This window comes from Stenotrophomonas cyclobalanopsidis, assembly GCF_008710035.1.
GTDB lineage: Bacteria > Pseudomonadota > Gammaproteobacteria > Xanthomonadales > Xanthomonadaceae > Stenotrophomonas > Stenotrophomonas cyclobalanopsidis.
On the sequence record NZ_VYKI01000013.1, the window covers coordinates 1 to 22,538 of the forward strand.

Below are 22,538 nucleotides of genomic sequence, written 5' to 3' on the forward strand. Positions count from 1 at the left end.
AGAAAACTGGCCAGGATTGCGTGGGGCGTATTCAAGAGTGGCAAGGAATTCGACCCAGCCATGCTGAAGGTAGGCCAAGCCTGCTTCCAACAGGCTTGACCACGAACATAGGATCTCGGCTCTACAGAAGAGCCAAACTCAGCCCAGCATGGCCCCGCGCTACAGGAAAGCGGGAAGCATCCGAGCATTTGCTCGACGCTACAACTGGATCCAGGTCGTCTTGTTCTCGCTGCACTTGTCTAACGCATGCAGCGACGCGCGCTGCGCGCGCCCCTGGTCACGCTTCACAGTTCTGCCGCCAGGCCGACTCCTGGCGACGAATGCGCCGTTCACACCGCCGTGGCCGTGACGCACCCGTTCTGCCGCCGCCGCTACCGCCGGGATGACCGGGCTGCGCTACAGTCGGTGCATCGGACCCGACGGAGGCGGCATGAAGAACCCCGCGATCGACCCGCATGTGCTGGCCACCCAGCGCCCCGAATCGCTGGACGCATACTGGATGCCGTTCACCGCCAACCGCCAGTTCAAGGGTGCGCCGCGCATGCTGGTGCGTGCCGAGGGCATGCACTACGAGGACATCGACGGGCGCAGCATCCTCGACGGCGCCGCCGGCCTCTGGTGCTGCAACGCCGGCCACGCCCGCCCGCGCATCGTCCAGGCCATCGCCAAACAGGCGGCCACGCTCGATTACTCGCCTGCTTTCCAGATGGGCTCGCCGCCCGCGTTTGCCCTGGCCCAGCGGCTGGCCGCGCTGGCACCGGCCGGGCTCAACCATGTGTTCTTCACCAGCTCCGGCTCGGAGGCGGTGGATACCGCGATGAAGATCGTGCTCGCCCACCATCGCCTGCGTGGCGAGGGCCAGCGCACCCGCTTCATCAGCCGCGAAAAGGCCTACCATGGGGTCGGGTTCGGCGGCATGGCGCTCGGCGGCCTGCCCAACAACCGCCGGCAATTCGGCCTGCAACTGGGCGGCGTCGACTTCCTGCGCCACACCCTGGACCTGGAGCGCAACGCGTTCAGCAAGGGCCTGCCGCGCCATGGCGCCGAACTGGCCGACGATCTGGAACGCCTGATCGCGCTGCACGATGCGTCCACGATCGCCGCCGTGTTCGTCGAGCCCGTGGCTGGCTCGGCCGGGGTGATCCTGCCCTCTCCCGGCTACCTGCAGCGGCTGCGCGAGATCTGCGACCAGCACGGCATCCTGCTGGTGTTCGACGAGGTCATCACTGGCTTCGGCCGGGTCGGCATGCCCTTCGCCGCGCAGCGCTTCGGGGTCACCCCGGACCTGCTGACCTTCGCCAAGGGCGTCAGCAACGGCGCGGTACCGCTGGGCGGCGTGCTGGTGGGCGAAGCCGTGCATGCCAGCTTCATGCAGGGCCCGGCGCAGGCCATCGAGCTGTTCCATGGCTATACGTATTCGGGCCACCCGCTGGCCTGCGCGGCCGCCCTGGCCACCCTGGACATCCACGCCGAGGAGCGCCTGTTCGAGCGCGCCATCGAACTGGGCGAGTACTGGCAGGAGCGCCTGCATGCCCTGCAGGGGCTGCCGAACGTGGTCGACATCCGTAACTTCGGCCTGGTCGGCGCGGTCGAGCTGGCGCCACGCCGCGATGCCGCCGGCGCCCGCGGCTACGAGGTCTACCGGCGCTGCTTCCACGACGGGCGGCTGCTGGTGCGCTGCACCGGTGACATCATTGCCCTGTCGCCGCCGCTGATCGTGGACAAGGCACAGATCGACCAGATCACCGGCACCCTGGGCGAGATGATCCGGGCCACCGCCTGAGGCCGGGCCGGCAGCGGCGAGCGGGTACAATGGTCGGTTCCGCTCCTGACTGTTGCCGTGCCCATGGACATCGTCGTCAAAGAAGAACTGAAGGCCTACATCGACCCGCTGACCGCGGACGAACACGACGCGCTGGAGCGCAGCATCCTGGCCGAGGGCTGCCGCGACGCGCTGGTGCTGTGGGGCGATGTGCTGGTGGACGGCCACAACCGCTTCGGCATCTGCCAGAAGCACGGCCTGCCCTTCAACACCGTGCAGAACACCCGCTTCCAGAGCATGGAAGACGTGCACCTGTGGATGATCGAGCAGCACCTGGGCCGCCGCAGCGTCTCCGACTTCCAGCGCGGCGTGCTGGCCCTGCGCAAGCGCGACATCCTGTCCGCCCGCAAGCAGGTGGAACAGGCGCAGCTGCAGCGCGAGAGCGACGGTACAGCCGAACCGGCCGACGACGCGGGCGAAGACAGCCCGCCATGGGAACCAGCACCGAAGGTCAGCCGCGCCGAGCTGGCCCGCGAGGCCAAGCTGAGCACCAGCCAGGTCGGCATGATCGAGCGCATCCACGCCCAGGCCGCGGCCGAGGTGGTGGAAGCGGTGAAGGCCGGCGTGATCTCGATCAGCGCGGCTGCGGCCGTGGCCGACCTGCCGGAAGAGGAGCAGCGCGCGGCCGCCGCCGGTGGCAAGGACGAGCTGAAGCAGGCCGCCAAGCGCGCGCGCGACGCCAAGCGCAAGCCTCGCGCGCCGAAGCCTGAAGTGGCCGAGATGGATTTCGAGGAGCCGAGCGAGGACGAGGTCGTCAGCCGTGATGCCGAGGTGCTGTCCGCGCTGGAGCAGCTGGGCGAAGATGCACCGGCCCTGCGCCGCCGCGTGGTGGCCCTGACCCGCGAGAACGACACCCTGCGCGCGCAGCTGGCCGCGCTGCGCAAGCAGCTCGAGGCGCTGTAACCACGCCGCCGGGCATGGCCAGGCGCTAGCGATGGTAAGACGCTGATCTGTAGAGCCGAGCCCACGCTCGGCTGCCGTGCACCGCGGCAAGAGCAGCCGAGCGTGGGCTCGGCTCTACAGATCAGCGTCACCGTGCGGCAGGTAGACTCCCCCCATGACATCTGCCATCGATCCGCGTCGCGCGCAGCTGCGACGTTTGAAAGCCATCGCCCTGGGCCTGCTGCTGTTGATGCTGGCCGGGTTCGCGGTCAGCCACTGGCAGGGCGAACGCGGTGGCTGGGCCTGGGTGTCGGCCTTCTGCGAGGCCGCCGCCGTCGGCGCGCTGGCCGACTGGTTCGCGGTGGTCGCGCTGTTCCGGCGGCCGATGGGCCTGCCCATTCCGCATACCGCGATCATCCCGCGCAGCAAGGAACGCATCGGCGACAGCCTGGCCGTGTTCGTGCGTGACCAGTTCCTCGAGCCCGGCGTGCTGCTGGCCAAGCTGCAGGTGTTCGATCCGGCCAGCCGCCTCGGCAGCTGGCTGGCCGATCCGGCGCGTTCGCGGATGCTGGCCGACATGGCCCGCGGCTGGGCGCTGCAGGCATTGGATTTCTTCGACGAAGGCGCCGTACGCAGGCAGCTGCACAGCTTCGTGGTGCAACAGCTGCGGCAGTGGAACGCCGCGTCCACCGCCGGCGAACTGCTGGCCCTGCTGACCGCCGATGGCCGCCACCAGCGGGTGCTGGACGAGGGCCTGCAGCGGCTCGGCCGCTGGCTGGAACAACCGGAAGTGAAGGAGCGCGCCTCGCAGTTGATCGTGCGCTACATCCAGCGCGAGTGGCCGACGCTGTCGAGCACGGTGAACTGGGTCAAGCCGATCGACGAGATCGGTGACAGCCTGGCCGCACGGCTGGCGCGGGCGGTGCTGGAGGAACTGCAGCAGGTGCTGGCCGAACCGCAGCATCCTTTGCGGCAGGATTACGAAACCTGGCTGGGCAACTACGTGCAGCGCCTGCGCGAGGACCCGGCGCTGGCCGAGCGCATCGAGCAGCTGAAGCAGGAAATGATCGACCACCCGGCCCTGCAGGAGTACGTGCAGGGGCTGTGGGCGCGCATCCACGCCAGCCTGCGCGCGGACCTGCAGCGCGAGGATTCAGCGCTGGTCGGCCACCTGCAGCGCAGCCTGGCATCGCTGGGTTCGACGCTGCAGGCCGATCCGGCGCTGCGCGATGCGCTGAACCAGCATCTGCTGGAGGGTGCGCAGCGGTTGACCGAGCGCCTGCGCGAGGGGGTGACCACGCATATCGCGCAGACGGTGAAGGGCTGGGACGAGCGGCACCTGGTCGAGCAGCTGGAACTGAGCGTGGGCCGCGACCTGCAGTTCATCCGGTTCAACGGCACGCTGGTGGGTGGGTTGATCGGGGTGCTGCTGCATGCGGCGACGGTGCTGTTCAGATTCTCATGATTGCTTGGCAGGGCTGCGCCCTGGGTATGCGCCATCGCATGCGCGCTGCCGCTCCCACGATTCACTACGCGAACCGCGGGCCCCACTTACCAGCTCCCAAACCCCCGCCGCTTCGCGGCTGCCCCCTGACTCAGGGGGCTCTGCCCCAGACGCGATGCAAGCCTTTGACGGCGACGGAACCTGCTGCTGTTGGTGGGTGCCGACCGGTGGTCGGCACGGGGTCGGATCCCGTTGCTGTGCAACGGGCTCTGACCCCGTGCCTGGCGGAAGGCGGCGACATATTGCGCGACCGGGGTCACACTCCTTATGCTCCCGCGCCATGCGGGCCAGGGTGGCCCGTGGGGGGGATCCATGCGAAGGATGTGGGTGTTGCTGCCACTGCTGGCGGCCGGTGATGCGTGCGCGCAGCGTGTGTACAAGTGCAATGATGGCGGTCGTACCGTCTACCAGACGCTGCCCTGCCCGAGCGGACAGGATACGGGCGTGACGCGGCCGATCGTGCGTGATCCCAAGCTGAGCTGGCAGGAATCGGAGCGGGTCGACCGCGAGCTCCGCGATGCGCGCCGTCAGCTGCAGGCCAGCGCCGGCCGCAGTGCGCCGCAGGGATCCGGCACGGTCATCGAGGCCGCCAGCAACGCCGAGGCCTGCGACAAGGCGCGTGCGCGCCGCGAGATGGCCGAATGGTTCGGCACCCGCACGCCACAACGGCAGCTCAACGACGACGTCACCCGCGCGTGCGCGTCGCGCTGAAGGCGGGGGCCCCGGCCCCGGCCAACCCACGCTTGATTAACGAAATGCGAATGCCTATCATTTACTGATCGGTTGTACGCTCAGCCACCCGGCGCCCCCACCGCGCTTCCGCCCGTGTACATCCCCGGCTCCTCGTGCGCCGACGGCCCTGGCCGTCAGCGCGTGGCGATGGGAGATGCCTCGGGTCGCGCCATTCCGCGCAGGCGCCCGCACGCATGCATTCCGTCGCTGATGTTTTTCTCCTGCATGGAATCGCACTGTATGGCCCGACCGAACATCCCCGTCGTTTCACCCTTGGCGCTTGCCCTGGCCACGCTGTTGTGTGCCCCGCTGGCCCACGCCGATGCACCGTCCGCCGCCGATGCGCGCACGCTGGACACGGTGAAGGTAACCGCCGACGGCGAGATCCAGAACGGCTACACGGTGAAGAACGCGCGCAGTGCGACCAAGCTGGACCTGTCGCTGCGCGAGACGCCGCAGTCGGTCACCGTCATCACCCGCCAGCGCCTCGACGACATGGGCCTGTTCTCGCTGTCCGACGTGATGGGCCAGGTGACCGGCGTGCATGTGGCGGTCACCGACAGCGAACGCATCAACTATGTCTCGCGCGGCTACAACATCACCAATTTCCAGATCGACGGCATGCTCAACACGTTCGGTGGGTCGATCAAGACCAACACCGACAACGTGATCTACGAGCGCATCGAAGTGATCCGCGGTGCCACCGGCCTGACCACCGGCGCCGGTGATCCGTCCGGCACCATCAGCATGGTGCGCAAGCGCCCCACCGATACCTTCCAGATGGGTGCCAACCTGACCCTGGGCCATTGGGGCAACCAGCGCCTGGAAGCCGATCTGGGCGGCCCGATCGCCTGGGACGGCCGCATCCGCGCCCGCGTGGTCGCGGCCAAGCAGCAGAGTGATTCGTTCCGTGATGTGTACCAGCTGGACAAGGACGTGTTCTACGGCATCGTCCAGGCCGATCTGACCGACAGCACCCTGTTCGAAGTGGGCTACGAGTACCAGTCGCCGCACACCACAGGCGTCACCTGGGGCGTGGTGCCGTACTGGGGTGCCGATGGCAATCCGGCCAACCTGCCGCGCTCGACCAATCTGTCGGCGTCGTGGAGCAGCTGGCCGATCATCGAGAAGACCACCTTCGCGCGGCTGGAACAGCAGCTGGGCAACCACTGGTCGGTGAAGGCCGCGATCAGCCGCGCCAAGCGCAACACCGATGGCGCGGTCTGGTATGGCGCGCAGGGCTACCCGCGTGCCGATGGCACCGGCGTGCTCGCCTACATCGGCAACTTCGTTGAAGACAGCAGCATGGATGTGGCGGACGTGAACGCCACCGGCAGCTTCGAACTGTTCGGCCACACCCAGGAAGTGGTGTTCGGCGCAGGCCAGTCGGTGCGCAAGGGCGAGTACCCCGCGGCTTCCCTCGACCCCTACCCCGCCAGTTACGCCCAGGTTCCCGACTGGCGGAACTGGACCGGCGACGTCGCGCCGCTGTCGGTGACCCGCCCCGGCTATCTCGGTTCGCAGGATGAGCTGCGCCAGCAGGCGGCCTACGTGGCCACCCGACTGCGCCTGGCCGACCCGCTGCTGGTCGTGGCCGGCGTGCGCTACGGCAACTGGGAAACCAAGACCTGGCGCTACAGCTACGACAGCAGTGGCAACCGCACGCGGACCACGCGCACCGGCTACAAGCCCAAGGACCAGACCACGCCGTACGCCGGCGTGGTGTACGACTTCAACCGCGTGCTCAGCGCGTATGCCAGCTACACCGACATCTTTGCGCCGCAGAACTATCGCGACAGGAACGGCAGCTACCTGGAGCCGGTGGTCGGCAGGATGTACGAAGGCGGCCTGAAGGCCGAGTTCTTCGGCGGCCTGCTGAACGCCTCGGCGGCGATCTTCGAGGGCGAGAAGGACAACGTGGCCGAGGTCGATGATTCGGTGCCGCTGAATTCGCTGCCGGATGGCACCCAGGCCTACCGCTCCACCGGCAAGGGCAACAAGGTGCACGGCTGGGAAGTGGAAGCACAGGGCAGTCTCGGCGAGAGCTGGAACCTGTCGACGGGCTTTGCCCATACCGTCAGCCGCAGCCAGGCCGGCGTCGTACAGAACAGCACCACCCCGCAGCACATCTTCCGCCTCAACGCCAGCTGGCGCCCGGGCGGCATCGATGGCCGCTTCTGGCTGGGCGGCGGTGGCACCTGGCAGAGCCGCATCTGGCGCAGCAGCACAAAGGCCGATGGCAGCAAGGCCAACATCACCCAGGACGCGTTCTACCTGCTGAACCTGGCCGGCGGCTACCGCTTCAACGAGAACTTCAGCGCCCAGCTCAACATCAGCAACCTGCTGGACAAGAAGTATTACAACAACGTCGGTTTCTACAACGGCGTGTACTGGGGTGAACCGCGCAACGTCACCATGACCCTGCGCTGGAAGCTCTGATGCCCTGATGGATGGCGCCGGTTCTGCGACCGGCGCCCGGCCACGGATGGCCAACCCCGGCGCACTTCGCTGCGCCGGCCTTTCTTCCTACGAACCTGCAGGACCGCCGTGGACCGCTCGCCCGAAATTGCCAGCTCCCGCCTCAGCACCTTCTTCGCCAGCGAACGCTGGGGAGTGCTGTCCCGTTCCCTGGCCGCGATCTTCGGTGGCTACGCGCTGGCCGCGATGACCAGCGTGTTCTGTGCCGTGGCCCTGCCCGCCGCGCGTGGCCAGGCCGTGCTGACCGGCATGCTGCTGGCCATCGTGGTGGCCGCCTGCGCCGCACTGTGGGCCTTCGCCACGCGCAGTGCGCTGCGCGCCTGGGTCGGCATCCTCGGCCCCACCCTGCTGCTGGCCGCCGCATCGCGCCTGCTGGGGGCCTGGGCATGAAGAATGGATTCCGCCAATCGATGGCCTGGCTGCACACCTGGACCGGCCTGCTGGTCGGCTGGCTGCTGCTGCTGATCTTCATGGCCGGCACCGCCAGTTACTACCGCGAGGAGATCAGCCGCTGGATGCGCCCGGAGCTGCCCAGTGCCAAGGTCAGCACCGACGTGGCCGCGCAGCGCGCCATCGATTTCCTGCAGGACAAGGCCGGCAACGCCGAGATGTGGTACGTGACGCTGCCGCAGCCGCGCAACCCGGCCATGAGCACGTTCTGGCGCGTGCCGGCCGACCAGGCCGATCCGTCCAAAGGGCGTCGCGGTGCCTTCGGCGATGCGACGCTGGACCCGAACACCGGCGGCGAACTGAAGGCACGCGACACCCGTGGCGGTGATTTCTTCTACCGCCTGCATTTCGACCTGCACTACATCCCGGTGTACTGGGCGCGCTACCTGGTGGGCTTCTGCGCGATGTTCATGCTGGTGGCGATCATCACCGGCGTCATCACCCACAAGAAAATCTTCAAGGACTTCTTCACCTTCCGCAAGGACAAGGGCCTGCGGTCGTGGCTGGATTTCCACAACGTCAGCGCGGTGATGGCCCTGCCCTACCATGCGATGATCACCTACACCGGCATCGTCACCCTGATGATCATGTACCTGCCGTGGGGGGTGAAAGTGGCCTACCCGCAGGACGAGGACACGTTCTTCGCCGAAGCCTTCGGTGGCCTGCCCGAGGTGGGCGCACCGGCCGAGGGCCGCGCGGCGCCGCTGCCGATCGCGCAGCTGCTGGACAGCGCGCGCGCACGCTGGAAGGGCGTGGAAGTGGCCGGCTTCACCGTGACCAACCCGGGCGCCGCCAACGCGATCATCGACATCCGCCAACGCGACGGCAAGCGGCTGTCCACCGACACCCCGGCGCTGCGCTATGACATGGCCAGTGGCACGCTGCTGCAGGAGAGCCCGCCCTCCGGCGGTGCAACCGCCACTCGTGGCGTGATGTATGGCCTGCACCTGGCCCGCTTCGCTGATTGGGGCCTGCGCGCGTTGTTCTTCCTGTCCGGCCTGACCGGCTGCCTGATGGTGGCCAGCGGCGTAGTGCTGTGGGCGGTGAAGGAACGGCCCAAGCACACCAAGAGCGGGCGCATCGGCTTCGGCCTGCGCCTGGTCGATGCGCTGAACATCGGCGCCGTGGCCGGCCTGCCGATCGCGTTTGCCGCCTACTTCTGGGGCAACCGCCTGCTGCCGCTGGAGATGGCCGAGCGCTCCAACGCAGAGGCCAACGTGTTCTTCTACGCCTGGGGCGCTGCCCTGCTGGCCGCCTTCATCTGGCCCAAGCGGATGATGTGGGCGTGGCAGCTGTACATCGGCGCGGCCGCTTTCGCGCTGGTACCGGTGGTCAATGCCCTGACCACTCACGCGCACCTGGGCGTGACCCTGCTCAGTGGCGATTGGGTGCTGGCCGGCTTCGATCTGTCGATGCTCGCCTTCGGCGCGATGCTGGCGATGTGCGGATGGCGCATGCAGCGCTGGACGCCGCCGCTGAGCGCGGCCGAGAAGAAGAAGCGCGCAGCGGCGGCTGCAGCCGCCAAGGCACCGGCTGCGCCTGCGACGACCGAAGCGGAGGCCAACGCATGATGCTGCTGGCCCTGACCCTGTCGTTCTCCGCGTTCACCGCGCTGTCGCTGGCGATGGAAAAGCACCAGCAGGATCTGCACGGCAAGGCCGCCGCGACGCCGGCACGGCGCATGCAGTGGCGCGTGCTGGGCTGGGTGTTGCTGACGGTCGCGTTCGCGCTGTGCGTGGTCGACCACGGCTGGGCGATGGGCCCGGTGCTGTGGTTGGGTGCGTTGACCCTGGCCGGCGTGCCGCTGGCCTTTGGCCTGTACCCGTACCGGCAGACGTGGATCGCGCCGTTGGCCATCGCGCTGCCGGTTCTCGGCCTGGTGGCGGCCGTTCTGTAACCCGACAGCTGGGGTCGGATCCCATCCAGATCCAGCCGCCGGGCATGGCCCGGCGCTACCGGGGTCGGATCCCTTGCGCAATGCGCAAGGGCTCTGACCCCATCCACGTGACGCATCCGCCGGGCGTGGCCTGGCGCTACCGGTCAGCCCAGGCGCTTCAATTCCCACGCGCGGTGGATGCGCGCGTTGCGCTCGAAGTCCGGACCAATCGTGCGCGCGGTGATCTCGCGGCACTGGGCGAACTCGGCGATGGCGTTTTCTTCCAGCTTGAAGCGGCGGAAGTTGTTGGAGAAATACAGCACGCCGCCCGGCGCCAGGCGCGCCAAGGCCGCACGCAGCAGCTTCAGCTGCTCGCGCTGCACGTCGAAGTCGTCGGCACGCGCCGAGTTCGAGAACGTCGGTGGGTCGCAGAAGATCACGTCGTACTGGCCGCGATCACCTTCCAGCCACGCCATCACATCGGCCTGCACCAGCAGGTGCTGGTTGCCGCCCTGGCCGTTCAGCGCCAGGTTGTCGTAGCACCACTGCAGGTAGGTGGCCGACAAATCGACGCTGGTGGTGCTGGCCGCACCGGCCACCGCCGCCTGCACGCTGGCCACGCCGGTGTAGCAGAACAGGTTGAGGAAGCGCTTGCCACGCACCTGCTCGGCCATCATCCGGCGCAGCGGGCGGTGGTCCAGGAACAGGCCGGTATCCAGGTAATCGAACAGGTTCACCTGCAGCAGCGCGTTGTTCTCGCGCACCACGATGAACTCGTCGCGCTGTTCGAAGCGACCGTACTTGCTGCCGCCCTTGCCGCGCTCGCGCGACTTCATCGACACCTGCTCCGGCGGCACGCCGAACACGTCGCGCGCGGCGGCCAGCAGTTCGTTGCGGCGGCGGCGCACGTCGTTTTCCGGAATCGCGGCCGGTGCGGCGTATTCCTGCACGTGCAGGAAGGTGCGGCGCTGGCCGCCGTCTTCTTCGTAGACGTCGATGGCCGCCGCATATTCCGGCAGGTCGGCATCGTATGCGCGGAAGCAGGTGATGTCCTCGCGCGCGCGCCAGCTCTTGAACTTCTTCAGGTTCTTGCGCAGGCGGTTGGCCACCATCTGCGCGCCTTCGCTCAGCTCGCGCGGCTGCGCCGGGTCGCGGCCCGGCACAGCGATCGGATCGCAGACGATCAGCGCGCATTCCAGCGCACCGTTGAACATCTGGTACTTCTTGCCGGCGCGCAGGCCGGTGGCGAAAGCGAGCTCGTCGTTGCCGCACAGCAGGCTGGCGCGCCACTGCGGCACCGCCTTCTGCAGGGCGTTGCCCAGCGCGCGGTACAGCGCCGGATCGGCGGCCAGGCGCTCGTCGTAGGGCGGGTTGCAGACCACCGCGCCGATTTCCTGATCCGGTGCGGCAAGATCGGCCACGTCCGCACGGGTGAAGCGGATGGCGTGGGCCACGCCGGCAACTTCGGCATTCTCACGCGCAGCCTGGATGGCCACCGGGTCGATGTCGCTGCCGTGGATGACCGGCTTCAGCGCGGCCACGCCGGCGGCTTCGCGATCACGCGCTTCACTCTGGATGGCCTTCCAGGCGGCCTTGTCGAAGCCCAGCCAGCGGCTCGGCGGCAGGCTGCCATGGCGCATCAGGCCGGGGGCGACGTCGGCGGCCATCAGCGCGCCTTCGATCAGCAGCGTGCCGCTGCCGCACATCGGGTCCAGCAGGCCACCACCGGCGGCGTGCAGGCGCGGCCACTGCGCGCGCATCAGCAGCGCGGCGGCCAGGTTTTCCTTCAGCGGCGCCTCGTGGGCGGCACCACGCCAGCCACGGCGGTGCAGCGGACCGCCGCCGAGATCGATCGACAGCGAGGCACGGCCCTTGCGCAGCGACAGGTTCACGCGCACGTCGGGCAGGTCGGTGTTGACCGAGGGGCGTTCCAGGCCTTCATCGCGCATGCGGTCGACGATGGCGTCCTTGATCCGCTGCGCGGCGAAGCGCGCGTGGGTGATCTTGTCGCCGGACACGTGCGCGTCCACCGCCAGGGTCATTTCCGGCTTGATGTGCTCGTGCCACGGCAGCGCGCGCACGCCGTCGTACAGGGCCTGCTCGTCCGGGCACTCGAACTCGTCGATCGGCCACAGCACGCGGCTGGCCAGGCGCGACCACATGACGATCCGCAGCGCCTGCTCCAGTTCGCCATCGGCGTTGACGCCGGCAATGGTGGCGGTGGCCTTGCCGAGGCCCAGGACCGACAGTTCATCGGCAAGCAGGTATTCCAGGCCCTTGGCGCAGGAGACGAAGAATTTCACGGGATCGGTTCGCAGGTGGTCGGGCGCAGCACGGGGGCCGGGCCAGTCGGAAAGGAGGGCCGTGGACACGGCCGGCAGGCCCGCGCCAGGGGCGGCGGGGCTGCCATTGTAGTCAAAGCGGGCGGGCGCGCCGTGCGCCCGGGCTTCACAGCTGGCGCAGCAGGCGCTCGAAGGCCTGCGCGGAGGCCTCCACGTGGCGTTCCAGGCGGTGGCCGTCGTCGACCAGCAGTAGCTGCGCCGAGCGCGCCTGCGCCCAGGCGATGACCCCGGCCGCAGGCACCACCTCGTCATGCCAGGCCTGGACCACGGTGATAGGCACGTCAGCGGCGTCCAGCGCCGGCATCGGGCCCATGGTGGTGGGCGGCACCATCAGGAACAGGCCGGCCACCGGCACCTGCAGCGAGGCGATGCCGGAAATGTAGGCGCCCAGGCTGGACCCGGCCAGCACCAGCGGGCCCTGCGCGGCGGCCGCGGCGGCACGCTCGACCAGGCGCTGCAGGCGGGTGCGCACGTCGCCGACGCGGCTGATCTCGCTCATCGCGTCCAGGTCGGTGTAGTCGGGGCGCTCATGGGTCCAGCCCAGGCGCTGCGCAACCTCGGCCAGCGCGGTGACCTTGGAGGCCTCCGGTCCGCTCTCGAAGCCGTGGGACAGGATGCAGTGGCCGCGGCTCATGCTTGCGCTCCAAGGGAGCGGTTCAACGTCGATCGGGAAGGCAGGTTCATCCTGCAATGCTAGCATCGCCGCATGCCCACCCCGCTCCTGCCCGGCCTGCAGCTGCAGCCCCTGCCCTACCATGACCGCCTGCCCCTGCGTGATGCCGACAGCCTGCGGATGGTGGTGATCCACTGCACCGAACTGCCCGACCTGGCGATGGCCCGCGAGTATGGCGAGCGCGTGCTGTACGACAGTGGCGTGGGCAACAGCGGGCATTTCTACATCGACCGGGACGGCAGCGTGGTGCAGTACGTGGCGCCGGAGCGCATCGCCCACCACGTGCGCGGCATGAACGCCGATACGGTGGGCATCGAGCTGGTCAATACCGGCCGTTACCCGCACTGGTTCGACAGCCGCCACCAGGCGATGGACGAGCCGTACACGGAGGCGCAGCTGCTGGCGCTGGAGGCGCTGCTGCTGGCGCTGGTGGCGCGTTACCCCTCGCTGCAGCGGATTGCCGGGCACGACCAGCTGGATCTGGAGCAGGTGCCGGCCAGTGATGATGCGGGGCTGGTGGTGGCGCGCAAGCGGGATCCGGGGCCGTTGTTCCCGTGGGCGCGGGTGCTGGCGAAGGTGCCGTTGCAAGGGTTGGGGTGATCGTTTGCAGGGCTGCGCCCTGCACCTGCCGAATCAACGTCAACGTCAGAAGCCTGCAGTCCGTGGGGTGGCGGGGGGGGGGGGGGGGGTGGGGGGTTGGGACGGGTTGGGGGGCCCCCCTAAAATCCGCCCAGGGCGGCTCGGTCGCGCCATCCATGGCGCTCACGCCCCCTCAACCGGACCCACCCCACCTTCGACAGTTTCCTGCGGGCTGTTGGAACCTACTGCTGATGGTGGGTGCTGATGGTGGGTGCCGACCGTTGGTCGGCACGGATGAATTCATTCGATAGCTGACAGATTTCATCCACGCGTGGCGTGGATCTACCGGCCTCTATCTGCCGGAACCGCGCTCTGCTCTGGTAGGTGTCGACCTTGGTCGACAGTAGATCCACGCCGTGCGTGGATGAGCATCCGCCCCCGTGCGACTCAGGCGCCGGTCGCCACCGGGCGGGTGCTGTCGCTGACCCAGCCGCTCCAGGAGTCGGCGTAGATGCGGGCGCCACTCAGGCCGGCGCTTTCCATCGCCAGCAGCAGGTGGCAGGCGGTCACGCCGGATCCGCACATCAGCACGACGCGCTCGGGGTCCTGGCTGCCGATCACGCCCTGCAGTTCGGCGCGCAGTTCCTGCGGGTCGCGCAGGCGGCCGTCGAGGACGTTCAGGGCGAACGGGCGGTTGACCGCGCCGGGCACGTGGCCGGCCACCGGGTCCAGCGGCTCGACTTCGCCACGGAAGCGCTCGCCGGCGCGGGCGTCGACCAGCCAGCCCGGGGCGTGTTTGAGGCGCGCGGCGATTTCGTCGGTCGAGGCCACCTGGGTGGTGTCGAAGCGGCCTGGATAGGGCGGCTGCGCGGCCACCTCGCTGTGGCCGGTGGCCAGCGCATGGCCGGCGGCCTGCCAGGCGGCGATGCCGCCGTCGAGCACGGCCACACGGGTATGCCCGATCAGGCGCAGCAGCCACCACAGGCGTGCGGCGGCCATGCTGCCGTCACTGCTGTCATAGACCACGACCTGGGTGTCCGGCCCGATGCCCCACTGGCCCACGCGCGCGGCGAAGGTGTCGCTGTCGGGCAGCGGATGGCGGCCATGGCCGCTGCGGCGCAGGTCGGAAAGATCCTGGTTGAGATCGGCATGGACCGCACGCGGGATATGCCCGGCCGCGTACTGCCCTGCCCCGGCCTGCGGGTCGGCCAGCGCTGCGCGCGCATCCACCACACGCACGACGGTGCTGGCGGTGGCACGGGCATCGACCACGCGCACGTCGCCATCGAGGGCGGCGGCCAGCGTGGCGACATCGACCAGGGTGGTCCACGGCGGATCGATCGGCTTCATTGCACTTGCTCCAGGCGGCGACGCAGGTTGTAGAGAATGGCGGCGGTCGCGCCCCAGATGCGCTGGCCAGGCCAGTCGTATTCGAGGACATGGCGCACGCGGCCGCGATGGTTGATCTCGACCTGGCGCAGGTTGTCGGCGGCCATCAGGTAATCCAGCGGCACCTCGAACACCTCGGCTACTTCGCTGGGCTGCGGTACCGGCACGAAATCCGGATCGACCACCGCCACCACCGGGGTCACCCGGTAGCCGGTGATGGTCACGAATGGATCGAGATAGCCCAGCGCCTGCACCTGGCCCGGTGCCAGCGCGATTTCTTCCTGGCTCTCGCGCAGTGCGGCGGCCAGCGCATCGCGGTCGTCCGGTTCGGTGCGTCCACCGGGAAAGCCGACCTGGCCACCATGGGTGCGCAGGGTTTCGGTGCGACGGGTCAGGATGACCTGGGCGCCGCCGGCACGCGGCACGATGCCTGCCAGCACCGCGGCTTCCACCGGCGGGCCGGGCGGCAGCAGGTCACTCAGTTCACTGCGGTTCCAGCCATCGCCCTGCGGCGGTTCGGCCAGCGGATGCAGCGCGCGCAGCAGGCGTTCGTGGTCGGCGACCGATCCGCGCAGCGACTGCCGCAGTTGTTCGCGCAGGGGCTGCACGCGGTGCAGGATGCGGCTGCGTTCGCGGTCGCTCATCATCGACCACCCAGCGATTTCATCGATATGCCGCCCGCACCCGGCGCACAGCCGGTTGTGATCCAGCTTGCACACTCCAATGCAGGGGCTTGCGACAACACGCGCCGGTTCTTCCGTAGTTTGCACCCTGCAACAGTAGCGCGAATGGCTGCGGTTGGGGACGATCACGGCACGCGGATGGGCGGTAGAGTCGACTGTCAGTCGACTATCGCGCGCAGCGCGGTAAGAGCAGTCGACCAACGGTCGACTCTACCGTCCCGCGGCAGAAACAGAAACGCGCCGGTGGAAGCCACCGGCGCGTTGTCTGCATTGCATTGATGTTGCTTCGACTTACTTGACGCTGACCAGCTTGACTTCGAACTGCACCGCCACGTTCGGCGGGAAGCCGGTACGCGGGTCGGCACCGTAGGCCTGATCCGGCGGCAGGGTGATTTCCCACTTCGAACCCGCCGGCATCTGCAGCAGGGTCTCGCGCATGGCCTTCATTTCGACTTCGCTGACCTTGATCGACGGAATCTGCTGGGCCGGACGGGCTTCGGTCGGACGCTGGCCGAACGGGTACGGACCGGCCACTTCCAGCTGCACGGTGCTGGCCTGGGTCGGCTTGGCACCCTTGCCGGCTTCGATCACGCGGTACTGGACGCCGCTCGGCAGGGTCTGCACGCCCGCCTTGGCCTTGTTGGCCGCAACGAACTGGTCGCTCTTGGTCTTGTTTTCGGCAGCAGCCTTTTCGTACTCGGCCTTGGCAGCCTGGGCACGGCCCTGCTCACGCTTCTGGAACGCTTCAACAGCCGGCTTCAGCTGCTCGGCGGTGATTGCCGGCTGCTTCTTGGCGTAGGCGTCCTGCAGACCCTTCACCACCGAGTTGATGTCCAGCTGCTCACCACGACCGGTCAGCTCCGCCAGGTTATTGCCGTAGTCATAACCGAAGTAATAGCTCAGCTTGCCCTTTTCGGACGCGACGTCCTGGGCGAGGGCATTGCCCGTCAGGGCCAGGGCCGCGACGGCGACCGCGATAGAACGCAACTTCATCAAACAGTTCTCCAGGGGTGGTAACTCAGGGACGTTCTGCGCCGCCCTGAGGCGACGGGTTAGGATACCGGCCACAACGTGTAACCGCTACTGACCACGCAGGCTTTGACCCACCTGCGTTTCAAGAGTTCAATCTCACTTTTTTTTAACGTTCCAGGAGCTTGCCGTGGCCTCAGCCCCCGCCGACCAGCCCGTCGCCGTGACCGATGACGGTGCCATCCGCACCCTCACCGTGCAGCGCCCGGAAAAGCTCAATGCCCTCAATGCGGCCACCCTGCAGGCCCTGGCCGAGGCGTTCAGCGCGGCGGCGGCCGACCCGGACGTGCGCGTGGTGGTGTTGACCGGCGCCGGCCCCAAGGCCTTCGTGGCCGGTGCCGACATCGCCGAGATGAACACCCTCAGCCCGGTTCAGGGACGTGATTTCTCGCTGCTCGGCCAGGCCCTGATGCGCCGGATCGAGCGCATGCCCAAGCCGGTCATCGCCCGCGTCAACGGCTTCGCGCTCGGCGGTGGGCTGGAGCTGGCCATGGCCTGCCACCTGCGCATCGCCGCCGATACCGCCAAAGTCGGCCAGCCGGAGATCAACCTGGGGCTGATCCCCGGTTTCGGCGGCAGCCAGCGCCTGCTGCGCCTGTGCGGCCGCGCCGCCACCCTGGAACTGTGCCTGCTGGGCGCCCCGATCGATGCCGAACGCGCCCTCGCGCTGGGCATCGTCAACCATGTAGTGCCGGCGGCCGAACTCGACAACCGCGTGCAGGACGTCGCCAGGCAGCTGGCACGCTCGGCACCTCTGGCCCTGCGCGGCCTGCTGGATGCCGTGCACGTGGGCGGCGAATGCAGCCTGGAAGCCGGCCTGGAATATGAAAGCGCGCAGTTCGGCCTGCTGTTCGCCACCGAGGACATGCGCGAAGGCACCAGCGCGTTCCTGCAGCGCCGCCCGCCGGCCTTCCAGAACCGCTGACCCCATGGCACCCCGACCCAACCCCGTGCAGCTGTTTGCCCGGGTCCAGGCAGACGATCTCGATGGCGCCGTGCAGAACGGTCTGATGGACTACATCGCCGCAGATGACGACGTACGCCTGCTGCCCGACCACCCGGAACTTCCGCAACGGCTGCTGCAGGCACAACATGACCTGCGCACGGCCTGGGCCGCACGCGAACGTTATCGCGCACGCGCCGTGCGCCTGGCACGCCGCGAAGCCGAACGTGATGCACGTCGCACACCGGCACCGGCGCCCGATGTGAAACCCGCACTGCCCGCTGCGGCGGCCGCCATCCTCGCCCGGGCCAAGGCCCGCGCGGCAGGCAAGGAACAGTAATGGCCACTGCAAAGAAGACCACGCGCGCAACTGCGCGTCGTGGCAGCGTGATGCCGCGCGCCGACGTGGTGGAAATGTTCACCCGCCTGCGCGAACTCAACCCGCACCCGAAGACCGAGCTGGAATACAGCTCACCGTTCGAACTGCTGGTGGCGGTGGCACTGTCGGCGCAGGCCACGGACGTGGGCGTCAACAAGGCGACGCGACGCTTGTTTCCGGTGGCCAACACACCGGCGAAGATGCTCGCGCTTGGTGAGGACGGCCTGAAGAAGTACATCGCCACCATCGGCCTGTTCAACGCGAAGGCGAAGAACGTGATCGCCACCTGCGCGATCCTGCTGGAGAAGTACGACAGCGAAGTGCCACGCGATCGCGAAGCGCTCGAAGCCCTGCCCGGGGTCGGCCGCAAGACCGCCAACGTGGTGCTCAACACCGCGTTCGGCGAACCGGTGATGGCAGTCGATACGCACATCTTCCGCGTGGCCAACCGCAGCGGGCTGGCGCCGGGCAAAAATGTGCGCGAAGTGGAGGACCGCCTGGTCAAGGCGATCCCGGCCGAGTTCCTGCTCGATGCGCATCACTGGCTGATCCTGCACGGGCGTTATGTGTGCAAGGCACGCAAGCCGGATTGCGCGGGCTGCGTGATTGCCGACCTGTGTCGCTTCAAGGAAAAAACCGTCGCGTAGGCCGCAGGAAACGCATCCACGCCTGGCGTGGATCTACTGCAATCCGTGCGCAACCCCAGCGTCACACGCAAGCGTTTACATCGTCAGCCCCTGACGCGACGGGGCCTGCGGCGGATTCCGGCCGCGCGCGAACTGTCACATTTACGCAATCTTTACCTTTTAGCCTGCGCGCATCTTCCCACCTGCCTGCAAGGCTCCTCTCCATGAAACTGCATCACCAACTCCTGACGGTGGCCGTGGCTGCTGCGCTGTACGTGCCGGCTGCCCACGCTGAAGTCGCCATCGATGTGATCGGCGGTTCGGAAATCACCTTCGAAGGCCTGGTCCAGGCCGACGGCAACTGGTTCGACAATGACGTCGTGGACCTCAACGGCGGTGACGCCGGCAATGGCAAGGACAGCGAATTCGAACTGCGTCGCGCCGAGCTGGTACTGAAGGGCAAGGGCCCGGGCAACGTGGAGTGGGTCGTCGGCTACGACGCCAAGGCTGACAAGTTCCTCGACACCAACGTCAAGTACAAGCTGCTGGGCAACGCCAACCACTTCATCCAGGCCGGCCAGTTCAAGCAGCCGAACAGCCTGGAAGAACTGTCCAGCACCAAGAACAACGATTTCATCTCCAAGGCTGCGGTCACCAACACCTACGCGGTCGCCCGCCGCCTCGGTGGCGCCTACAGCTACGGCCAGGACAACTGGTCGGTCACCGCCAGCGCCTTCGGCCGCGAACTGACCCGCAACCTGGCCCACGGCAGCGGCTACGGCGCACGCGGCACCTTCGCCCCGATCAACGAGAAGGGCCAGGTCCTGCACTTCGGCCTGAGCTATGTCGACTACGACGCCGACGCCGACACCCTGCGCGTGCGTGCCCGCCCGAACGCCGACCTGGCCACCGCGCGCCTGGTCGACAGCGGCAACATGACCGACACCGACCGCGTCAGCACCCTGGGCGCTGAAGCCATGTACTTCCAGGGTCCGTTCAAGGCCCAGGCCGAGTACTACAGCAGCAAGGCCAAGCGCTACGACCACGACAACTACACCAGCGACGGCTACTACGTCAGCGGCGTGTGGAACGTGACCGGCGAAACCTGGAGCTACAAGGGCGGCACCCCGGGCACCGGCCTGCCGAACAACCCGGCCGGCGGCCAGTGGCAGCTGGGCGTGCGTTACGACCACATGGACCTGAACGACGGCAACCTGTCGGCCAACCCGGTGGCCGGTCGTCCGCCGATCGTCGATGGCGTGCTGGGCGGCAAGATGGACATCTGGACCGTCGGCGCCAACTGGTACTGGCGCTCGAACTTCAAGTTCATGGTCAACTACGTGATGGTGGACAGCAAGAAGTACAGCTCCACTGCCCGCGGCTTCGTCAACGACGATCCAAACATCCTGGAAGCCCGCGCACAGTTCTTCTGGTAAGACCTGACGCACGCGCTGCAACGAAGGCACGGCTCCGGCCGTGCCTTTTTTGTTGCCAGCGCAAGACCGCCGGCACTGTCACCACAACGTCATATGACAGACGCCGGCGTGTCACGTAACCGTTATGGAATGTGCACCGAAACGTTGGGCAGCCGCCCTTCGACCACCCCAGGAGTCTGTCCCGTGATCCACGCCTTCAAGTCGCGCGCCGCTGTCGCCATCCTGGCTGCATCGTCCGTGTTTGCCGCCAACGCCGCCGATGTCACCGGCGCGGGCGCTTCGTTCATCTACCCGGTCATGTCCAAATGGTCGGCGGACTACAGCACCGCGACCGGCAAGAAGGTCAACTACCAGTCCATCGGTTCCGGTGGTGGTATCGCCCAGATCAAGGCGGCGACCGTGGACTTCGGTTCGTCCGATGCCCCGCTGAAGCCGGAAGAGCTGGCTGCTGCCGGCCTGGCCCAGTTCCCGTCGGTCATCGGCGGCGTGGTGCCGGTCATCAACGTGGCCGGCGTCGCCCCGGGCGCGCTGAAGCTGGACGGCCCGACCCTGGCCAACATCTTCCTGGGCAAGATCAAGACCTGGAACGACCCGGCCATCGCTGCCCTGAACAGCGGCCTGGCCCTGCCGAACGCCAAGATCACCATCGTCCACCGTTCGGACGGTTCGGGCACCACCTTCAACTTCGTCAACTACCTGTCCAAGGTCAGCCCGGAGTGGAAGAGCAAGGTTGGTGAAGGCACCTCGGTCCAGTGGCCGGCCGGCATCGGCGGCAAGGGCAACGAAGGCGTCGCTGCCTACGTGAAGCAGATCAAGGGCGGCATCGGCTACGTGGAACTGTCCTACGCCCTGCAGAACAAGATGTCCTACGCGGCGATGAAGAATGCTGCCGGCAAGATCGTGCAGCCGTCGGACGCCTCGTTCTCGGCCGCGGCCGCCAGCGCTGACTGGGCCAATGCCAAGGACTTCTACCTGGTCATGACCAACGCCCCGGGCGAGCAGGCGTGGCCGATCACCGCCACCAACTTCATCCTGGTGCGCAAGCAGCCGAAGAACGTGGCCGGCGCCAAGGCGACCCAGGAGTTCTTCCGCTGGATCTACAAGAACGGTGATGCGCAGGCCAAGCAGCTGGACTACGTGCCGCTGCCGGACGCCCTGGTCAAGCAGATCGAGACCTACTGGTCGCAGAACCTGAAGTACTGAGAAAGGTGTTCCCCCGCAGGAACGGGCGTCGGCGGGTCCTCTCTCCCTCGCCGACCCCAACCGGGCGCTGGACCTTCGGGTCTGGCGCCTTTCTTTTTTGGGGGACCCCGCTTGGTAGAGTCGAGCTTGCTCGACTGCCGTGCGCCTTCAGTCGAGCAAGCTCGACTCTACGAATGCAAGAAGCCGTCGAGCATGGCTCGACGCTACAAAGGCAGGGGCGCGCAGTCCGGGGGCCACCGGGCCTGCGGGCGGCGTCCCGGGCCCCGTGAAACCCTTGTCAGAACGTGATGTCCGACACCTCTGTCATGGACGTCATACGGCTGTAACAAAAACATCATTTCATAGCCGCATCCGCCGACGCCGTCGGCTCTTCCCCGCTATGGAGTGACCATGAAACTGCACTCGGCCGGCCTCGCCGCCCTTTCCCTGGCCATCGCCCTGGGCCTGTCGGCCTGCGGTGGCGACAAGCAGGCTGCACAGCAGCCGGCTGCCGACGCAGCCGCCGCCCCGGCCGCTGCCGGTGATAAGGTGACCGCTGAAGTCTCCGGCGCTGGCGCATCCTTCATCTTCCCGCTGGTGTCCAAGTGGTCGGCCGACTACAACACCGCCACCGGCGCCAAGATCAACTACCAGTCGATCGGTTCGGGCGGCGGTATCGCCCAGATCAAGGCCGGCACCGTTGATTTCGGTTCCTCCGACAAGCCGCTGAGCAGCGATGAGCTGGCCCAGGCCGGCCTGGCCCAGTTCCCGTCGGCCATCGGCGGCGTGGTGCCGGTCGTCAACATCGAAGGCCTGGAAGCCGGCAAGCTGCGCCTGACCGGCGCCCTGCTGGCCGACATCTTCCTGGGCAAGGTCAAGACCTGGAACGACCCGGCCATCGCTGCGGCCAACCCGGGCGTGTCCCTGCCGGACGGCAAGATCACCATCGTCCACCGTTCGGACGGTTCGGGCACCACCTTCAACTTCTCCAACTACCTGTCCAAGGTCAGCCCGGAGTGGAAGACCAAGGTCGGCGAAGGCACCTCGGTGCAGTGGCCGGACGGCGTCGGCGGCAAGGGCAACGAAGGCGTTGCCTCCTACGTGAAGCAGATCAAGGGCTCCATCGGCTACGTCGAGCTGGCCTACGCCCTGCAGAACGCCATGCCGTACACCGCCCTGCAGAACGCCGCAGGCACCTGGGTGCAGCCGAACGCTGAAAGCTTCGCCGCCGCTGCTGCCAGCGCCGACTGGGCCAGCGCCAAGGACTTCAACCTGGTCATCACCAACGCCCCGGGCGAGCAGGCGTGGCCGATCACCGCCACCAACTTCATGCTGATGCAGAAGAAGCCGAAGGACGCCAAGCGCAACCAGGACACCCTGGCCTTCTTCAAGTGGGCCTTCGAGAACGGCCAGACCCAGGCCAACGAGCTGCACTACGTGCCGCTGCCGGCCGAACTGACCAAGCAGATCGAGGCCTACTGGGGCACCGAGCTGAAGTGATGGACCCGACGGTGCCCGCCCCGCGCGGGCACC

The 22,538-nt window shown here is 67.7% G+C and carries 20 protein-coding genes and 1 pseudogene; 16 read left to right on the forward strand and 5 right to left on the reverse strand.

Going from position 1 to position 22,538, the window contains the following annotated elements; translation table 11 throughout:
* The 9 genes and pseudogenes from FJU31_RS19635 to FJU31_RS11465 all read left to right on the forward strand — a co-directional run.
* Positions 1 to 99, forward strand: a pseudogene (locus FJU31_RS19635) (IS110 family transposase); the annotation flags it as partial.
* 331 nt (positions 100 to 430) lie between these two features.
* Positions 431 to 1,783, forward strand: a complete 1,353-nt coding sequence (gene aptA / locus FJU31_RS11430; RefSeq protein ID WP_150454854.1) for an omega-aminotransferase AptA — start codon at positions 431 to 433, stop codon at positions 1,781 to 1,783.
* A 63-nt stretch (positions 1,784 to 1,846) separates the two neighbouring features.
* On the forward strand, positions 1,847 to 2,725 hold the full coding sequence (locus FJU31_RS11435) for a ParB N-terminal domain-containing protein (protein ID WP_150454855.1): 879 nt from the start codon (positions 1,847 to 1,849) through the stop codon (positions 2,723 to 2,725).
* A 154-nt stretch (positions 2,726 to 2,879) separates the two neighbouring features.
* Positions 2,880 to 4,169 (forward strand): DUF445 domain-containing protein, encoded by a 1,290-nt coding sequence (locus FJU31_RS11440; protein WP_150454856.1) that lies wholly within the window; start codon positions 2,880 to 2,882, stop codon positions 4,167 to 4,169.
* A 369-nt stretch (positions 4,170 to 4,538) separates the two neighbouring features.
* Positions 4,539 to 4,919: a DUF4124 domain-containing protein gene (locus FJU31_RS11445; RefSeq protein ID WP_188115492.1), complete on the forward strand. Its 381-nt coding sequence runs from the start codon at positions 4,539 to 4,541 to the stop codon at positions 4,917 to 4,919.
* Between the two features lie 261 nt (positions 4,920 to 5,180).
* Entirely contained in the window at positions 5,181 to 7,379 is a 2,199-nt protein-coding gene (locus FJU31_RS11450) for a TonB-dependent siderophore receptor (protein ID WP_150454858.1), read from the forward strand.
* 108 nt (positions 7,380 to 7,487) lie between these two features.
* Positions 7,488 to 7,808 carry a DUF3649 domain-containing protein gene (locus FJU31_RS11455; protein WP_150454859.1) on the forward strand — a complete coding sequence of 107 codons (321 nt, stop codon included), beginning with the start codon at positions 7,488 to 7,490 and terminating at the stop codon, positions 7,806 to 7,808.
* Positions 7,805 to 9,439 carry a PepSY-associated TM helix domain-containing protein gene (locus FJU31_RS11460; protein ID WP_150454860.1) on the forward strand — a complete coding sequence of 545 codons (1,635 nt, stop codon included), beginning with the start codon at positions 7,805 to 7,807 and terminating at the stop codon, positions 9,437 to 9,439. Before FJU31_RS11455 ends, FJU31_RS11460 begins: the two co-directional genes overlap by 4 nt.
* Entirely contained in the window at positions 9,436 to 9,765 is a 330-nt protein-coding gene (locus FJU31_RS11465) for a DUF3325 domain-containing protein (protein ID WP_150454861.1), read from the forward strand. The genes FJU31_RS11460 and FJU31_RS11465 overlap by 4 nt, the downstream gene beginning before the upstream one ends.
* Positions 9,766 to 9,908: 143 nt before the next feature.
* Here the strand turns inward: FJU31_RS11465 and rlmKL are convergent, their stop codons facing one another.
* Positions 9,909 to 12,047, reverse strand: a complete 2,139-nt coding sequence (gene rlmKL, locus FJU31_RS11470) for a bifunctional 23S rRNA (guanine(2069)-N(7))-methyltransferase RlmK/23S rRNA (guanine(2445)-N(2))-methyltransferase RlmL (protein ID WP_150454862.1) — start codon at positions 12,045 to 12,047, stop codon at positions 9,909 to 9,911.
* Positions 12,048 to 12,192: 145 nt separating this feature from the next.
* Positions 12,193 to 12,720: an alpha/beta hydrolase gene (locus FJU31_RS11475; protein ID WP_150454863.1), complete on the reverse strand. Its 528-nt coding sequence runs from the start codon at positions 12,718 to 12,720 to the stop codon at positions 12,193 to 12,195.
* A 72-nt stretch (positions 12,721 to 12,792) separates the two neighbouring features.
* Here FJU31_RS11475 and FJU31_RS11480 point away from each other — a divergent pair, with 72 nt between their 5' ends.
* The gene (locus FJU31_RS11480; protein WP_150454864.1) at positions 12,793 to 13,359 is read left to right on the forward strand and encodes an N-acetylmuramoyl-L-alanine amidase; all 567 of its coding nucleotides are present in this window, start codon (positions 12,793 to 12,795) and stop codon (positions 13,357 to 13,359) included.
* A gap of 426 nt (positions 13,360 to 13,785) precedes the next feature.
* On the opposite strand, the gene FJU31_RS11485 is transcribed toward FJU31_RS11480, so the two are convergent.
* The 3 genes from FJU31_RS11485 to FJU31_RS11495 form a co-directional block, all read right to left on the reverse strand.
* Entirely contained in the window at positions 13,786 to 14,688 is a 903-nt protein-coding gene (locus tag FJU31_RS11485) for a sulfurtransferase (protein WP_150454865.1), read from the reverse strand.
* The gene (locus FJU31_RS11490) at positions 14,685 to 15,497 is read right to left on the reverse strand and encodes a CoA pyrophosphatase (RefSeq protein ID WP_150454866.1); all 813 of its coding nucleotides are present in this window, start codon (positions 15,495 to 15,497) and stop codon (positions 14,685 to 14,687) included. Before FJU31_RS11490 ends, FJU31_RS11485 begins: the two co-directional genes overlap by 4 nt.
* A 204-nt stretch (positions 15,498 to 15,701) precedes the next feature.
* Positions 15,702 to 16,403 (reverse strand): FKBP-type peptidyl-prolyl cis-trans isomerase N-terminal domain-containing protein, encoded by a 702-nt coding sequence (locus FJU31_RS11495; protein WP_150454867.1) that lies wholly within the window; start codon positions 16,401 to 16,403, stop codon positions 15,702 to 15,704.
* 166 nt (positions 16,404 to 16,569) lie between these two features.
* Here FJU31_RS11495 and FJU31_RS11500 point away from each other — a divergent pair, with 166 nt between their 5' ends.
* The 6 genes from FJU31_RS11500 (at position 16,570) to pstS (FJU31_RS11525) (ending at position 22,505) form a co-directional block, all read left to right on the forward strand.
* On the forward strand, positions 16,570 to 17,364 hold the full coding sequence (locus FJU31_RS11500; protein ID WP_150454868.1) for an enoyl-CoA hydratase/isomerase family protein: 795 nt from the start codon (positions 16,570 to 16,572) through the stop codon (positions 17,362 to 17,364).
* A gap of 4 nt (positions 17,365 to 17,368) precedes the next feature.
* Positions 17,369 to 17,722: a hypothetical protein gene (locus tag FJU31_RS11505; RefSeq protein ID WP_150454869.1), complete on the forward strand. Its 354-nt coding sequence runs from the start codon at positions 17,369 to 17,371 to the stop codon at positions 17,720 to 17,722.
* Entirely contained in the window at positions 17,722 to 18,408 is a 687-nt protein-coding gene (nth, locus tag FJU31_RS11510; RefSeq protein WP_150454870.1) for an endonuclease III, read from the forward strand. Before FJU31_RS11505 ends, nth begins: the two co-directional genes overlap by 1 nt.
* A 203-nt stretch (positions 18,409 to 18,611) precedes the next feature.
* The gene (locus tag FJU31_RS11515; protein ID WP_108768343.1) at positions 18,612 to 19,823 is read left to right on the forward strand and encodes an OprO/OprP family phosphate-selective porin; all 1,212 of its coding nucleotides are present in this window, start codon (positions 18,612 to 18,614) and stop codon (positions 19,821 to 19,823) included.
* 183 nt (positions 19,824 to 20,006) lie between these two features.
* Positions 20,007 to 21,026: a phosphate ABC transporter substrate-binding protein PstS gene (pstS, locus tag FJU31_RS11520; protein ID WP_150454871.1), complete on the forward strand. Its 1,020-nt coding sequence runs from the start codon at positions 20,007 to 20,009 to the stop codon at positions 21,024 to 21,026.
* A 390-nt stretch (positions 21,027 to 21,416) separates the two neighbouring features.
* Positions 21,417 to 22,505: a phosphate ABC transporter substrate-binding protein PstS gene (pstS, locus tag FJU31_RS11525; RefSeq protein ID WP_150454872.1), complete on the forward strand. Its 1,089-nt coding sequence runs from the start codon at positions 21,417 to 21,419 to the stop codon at positions 22,503 to 22,505.
* Positions 22,506 to 22,538: the final 33 nt, after the last annotated feature.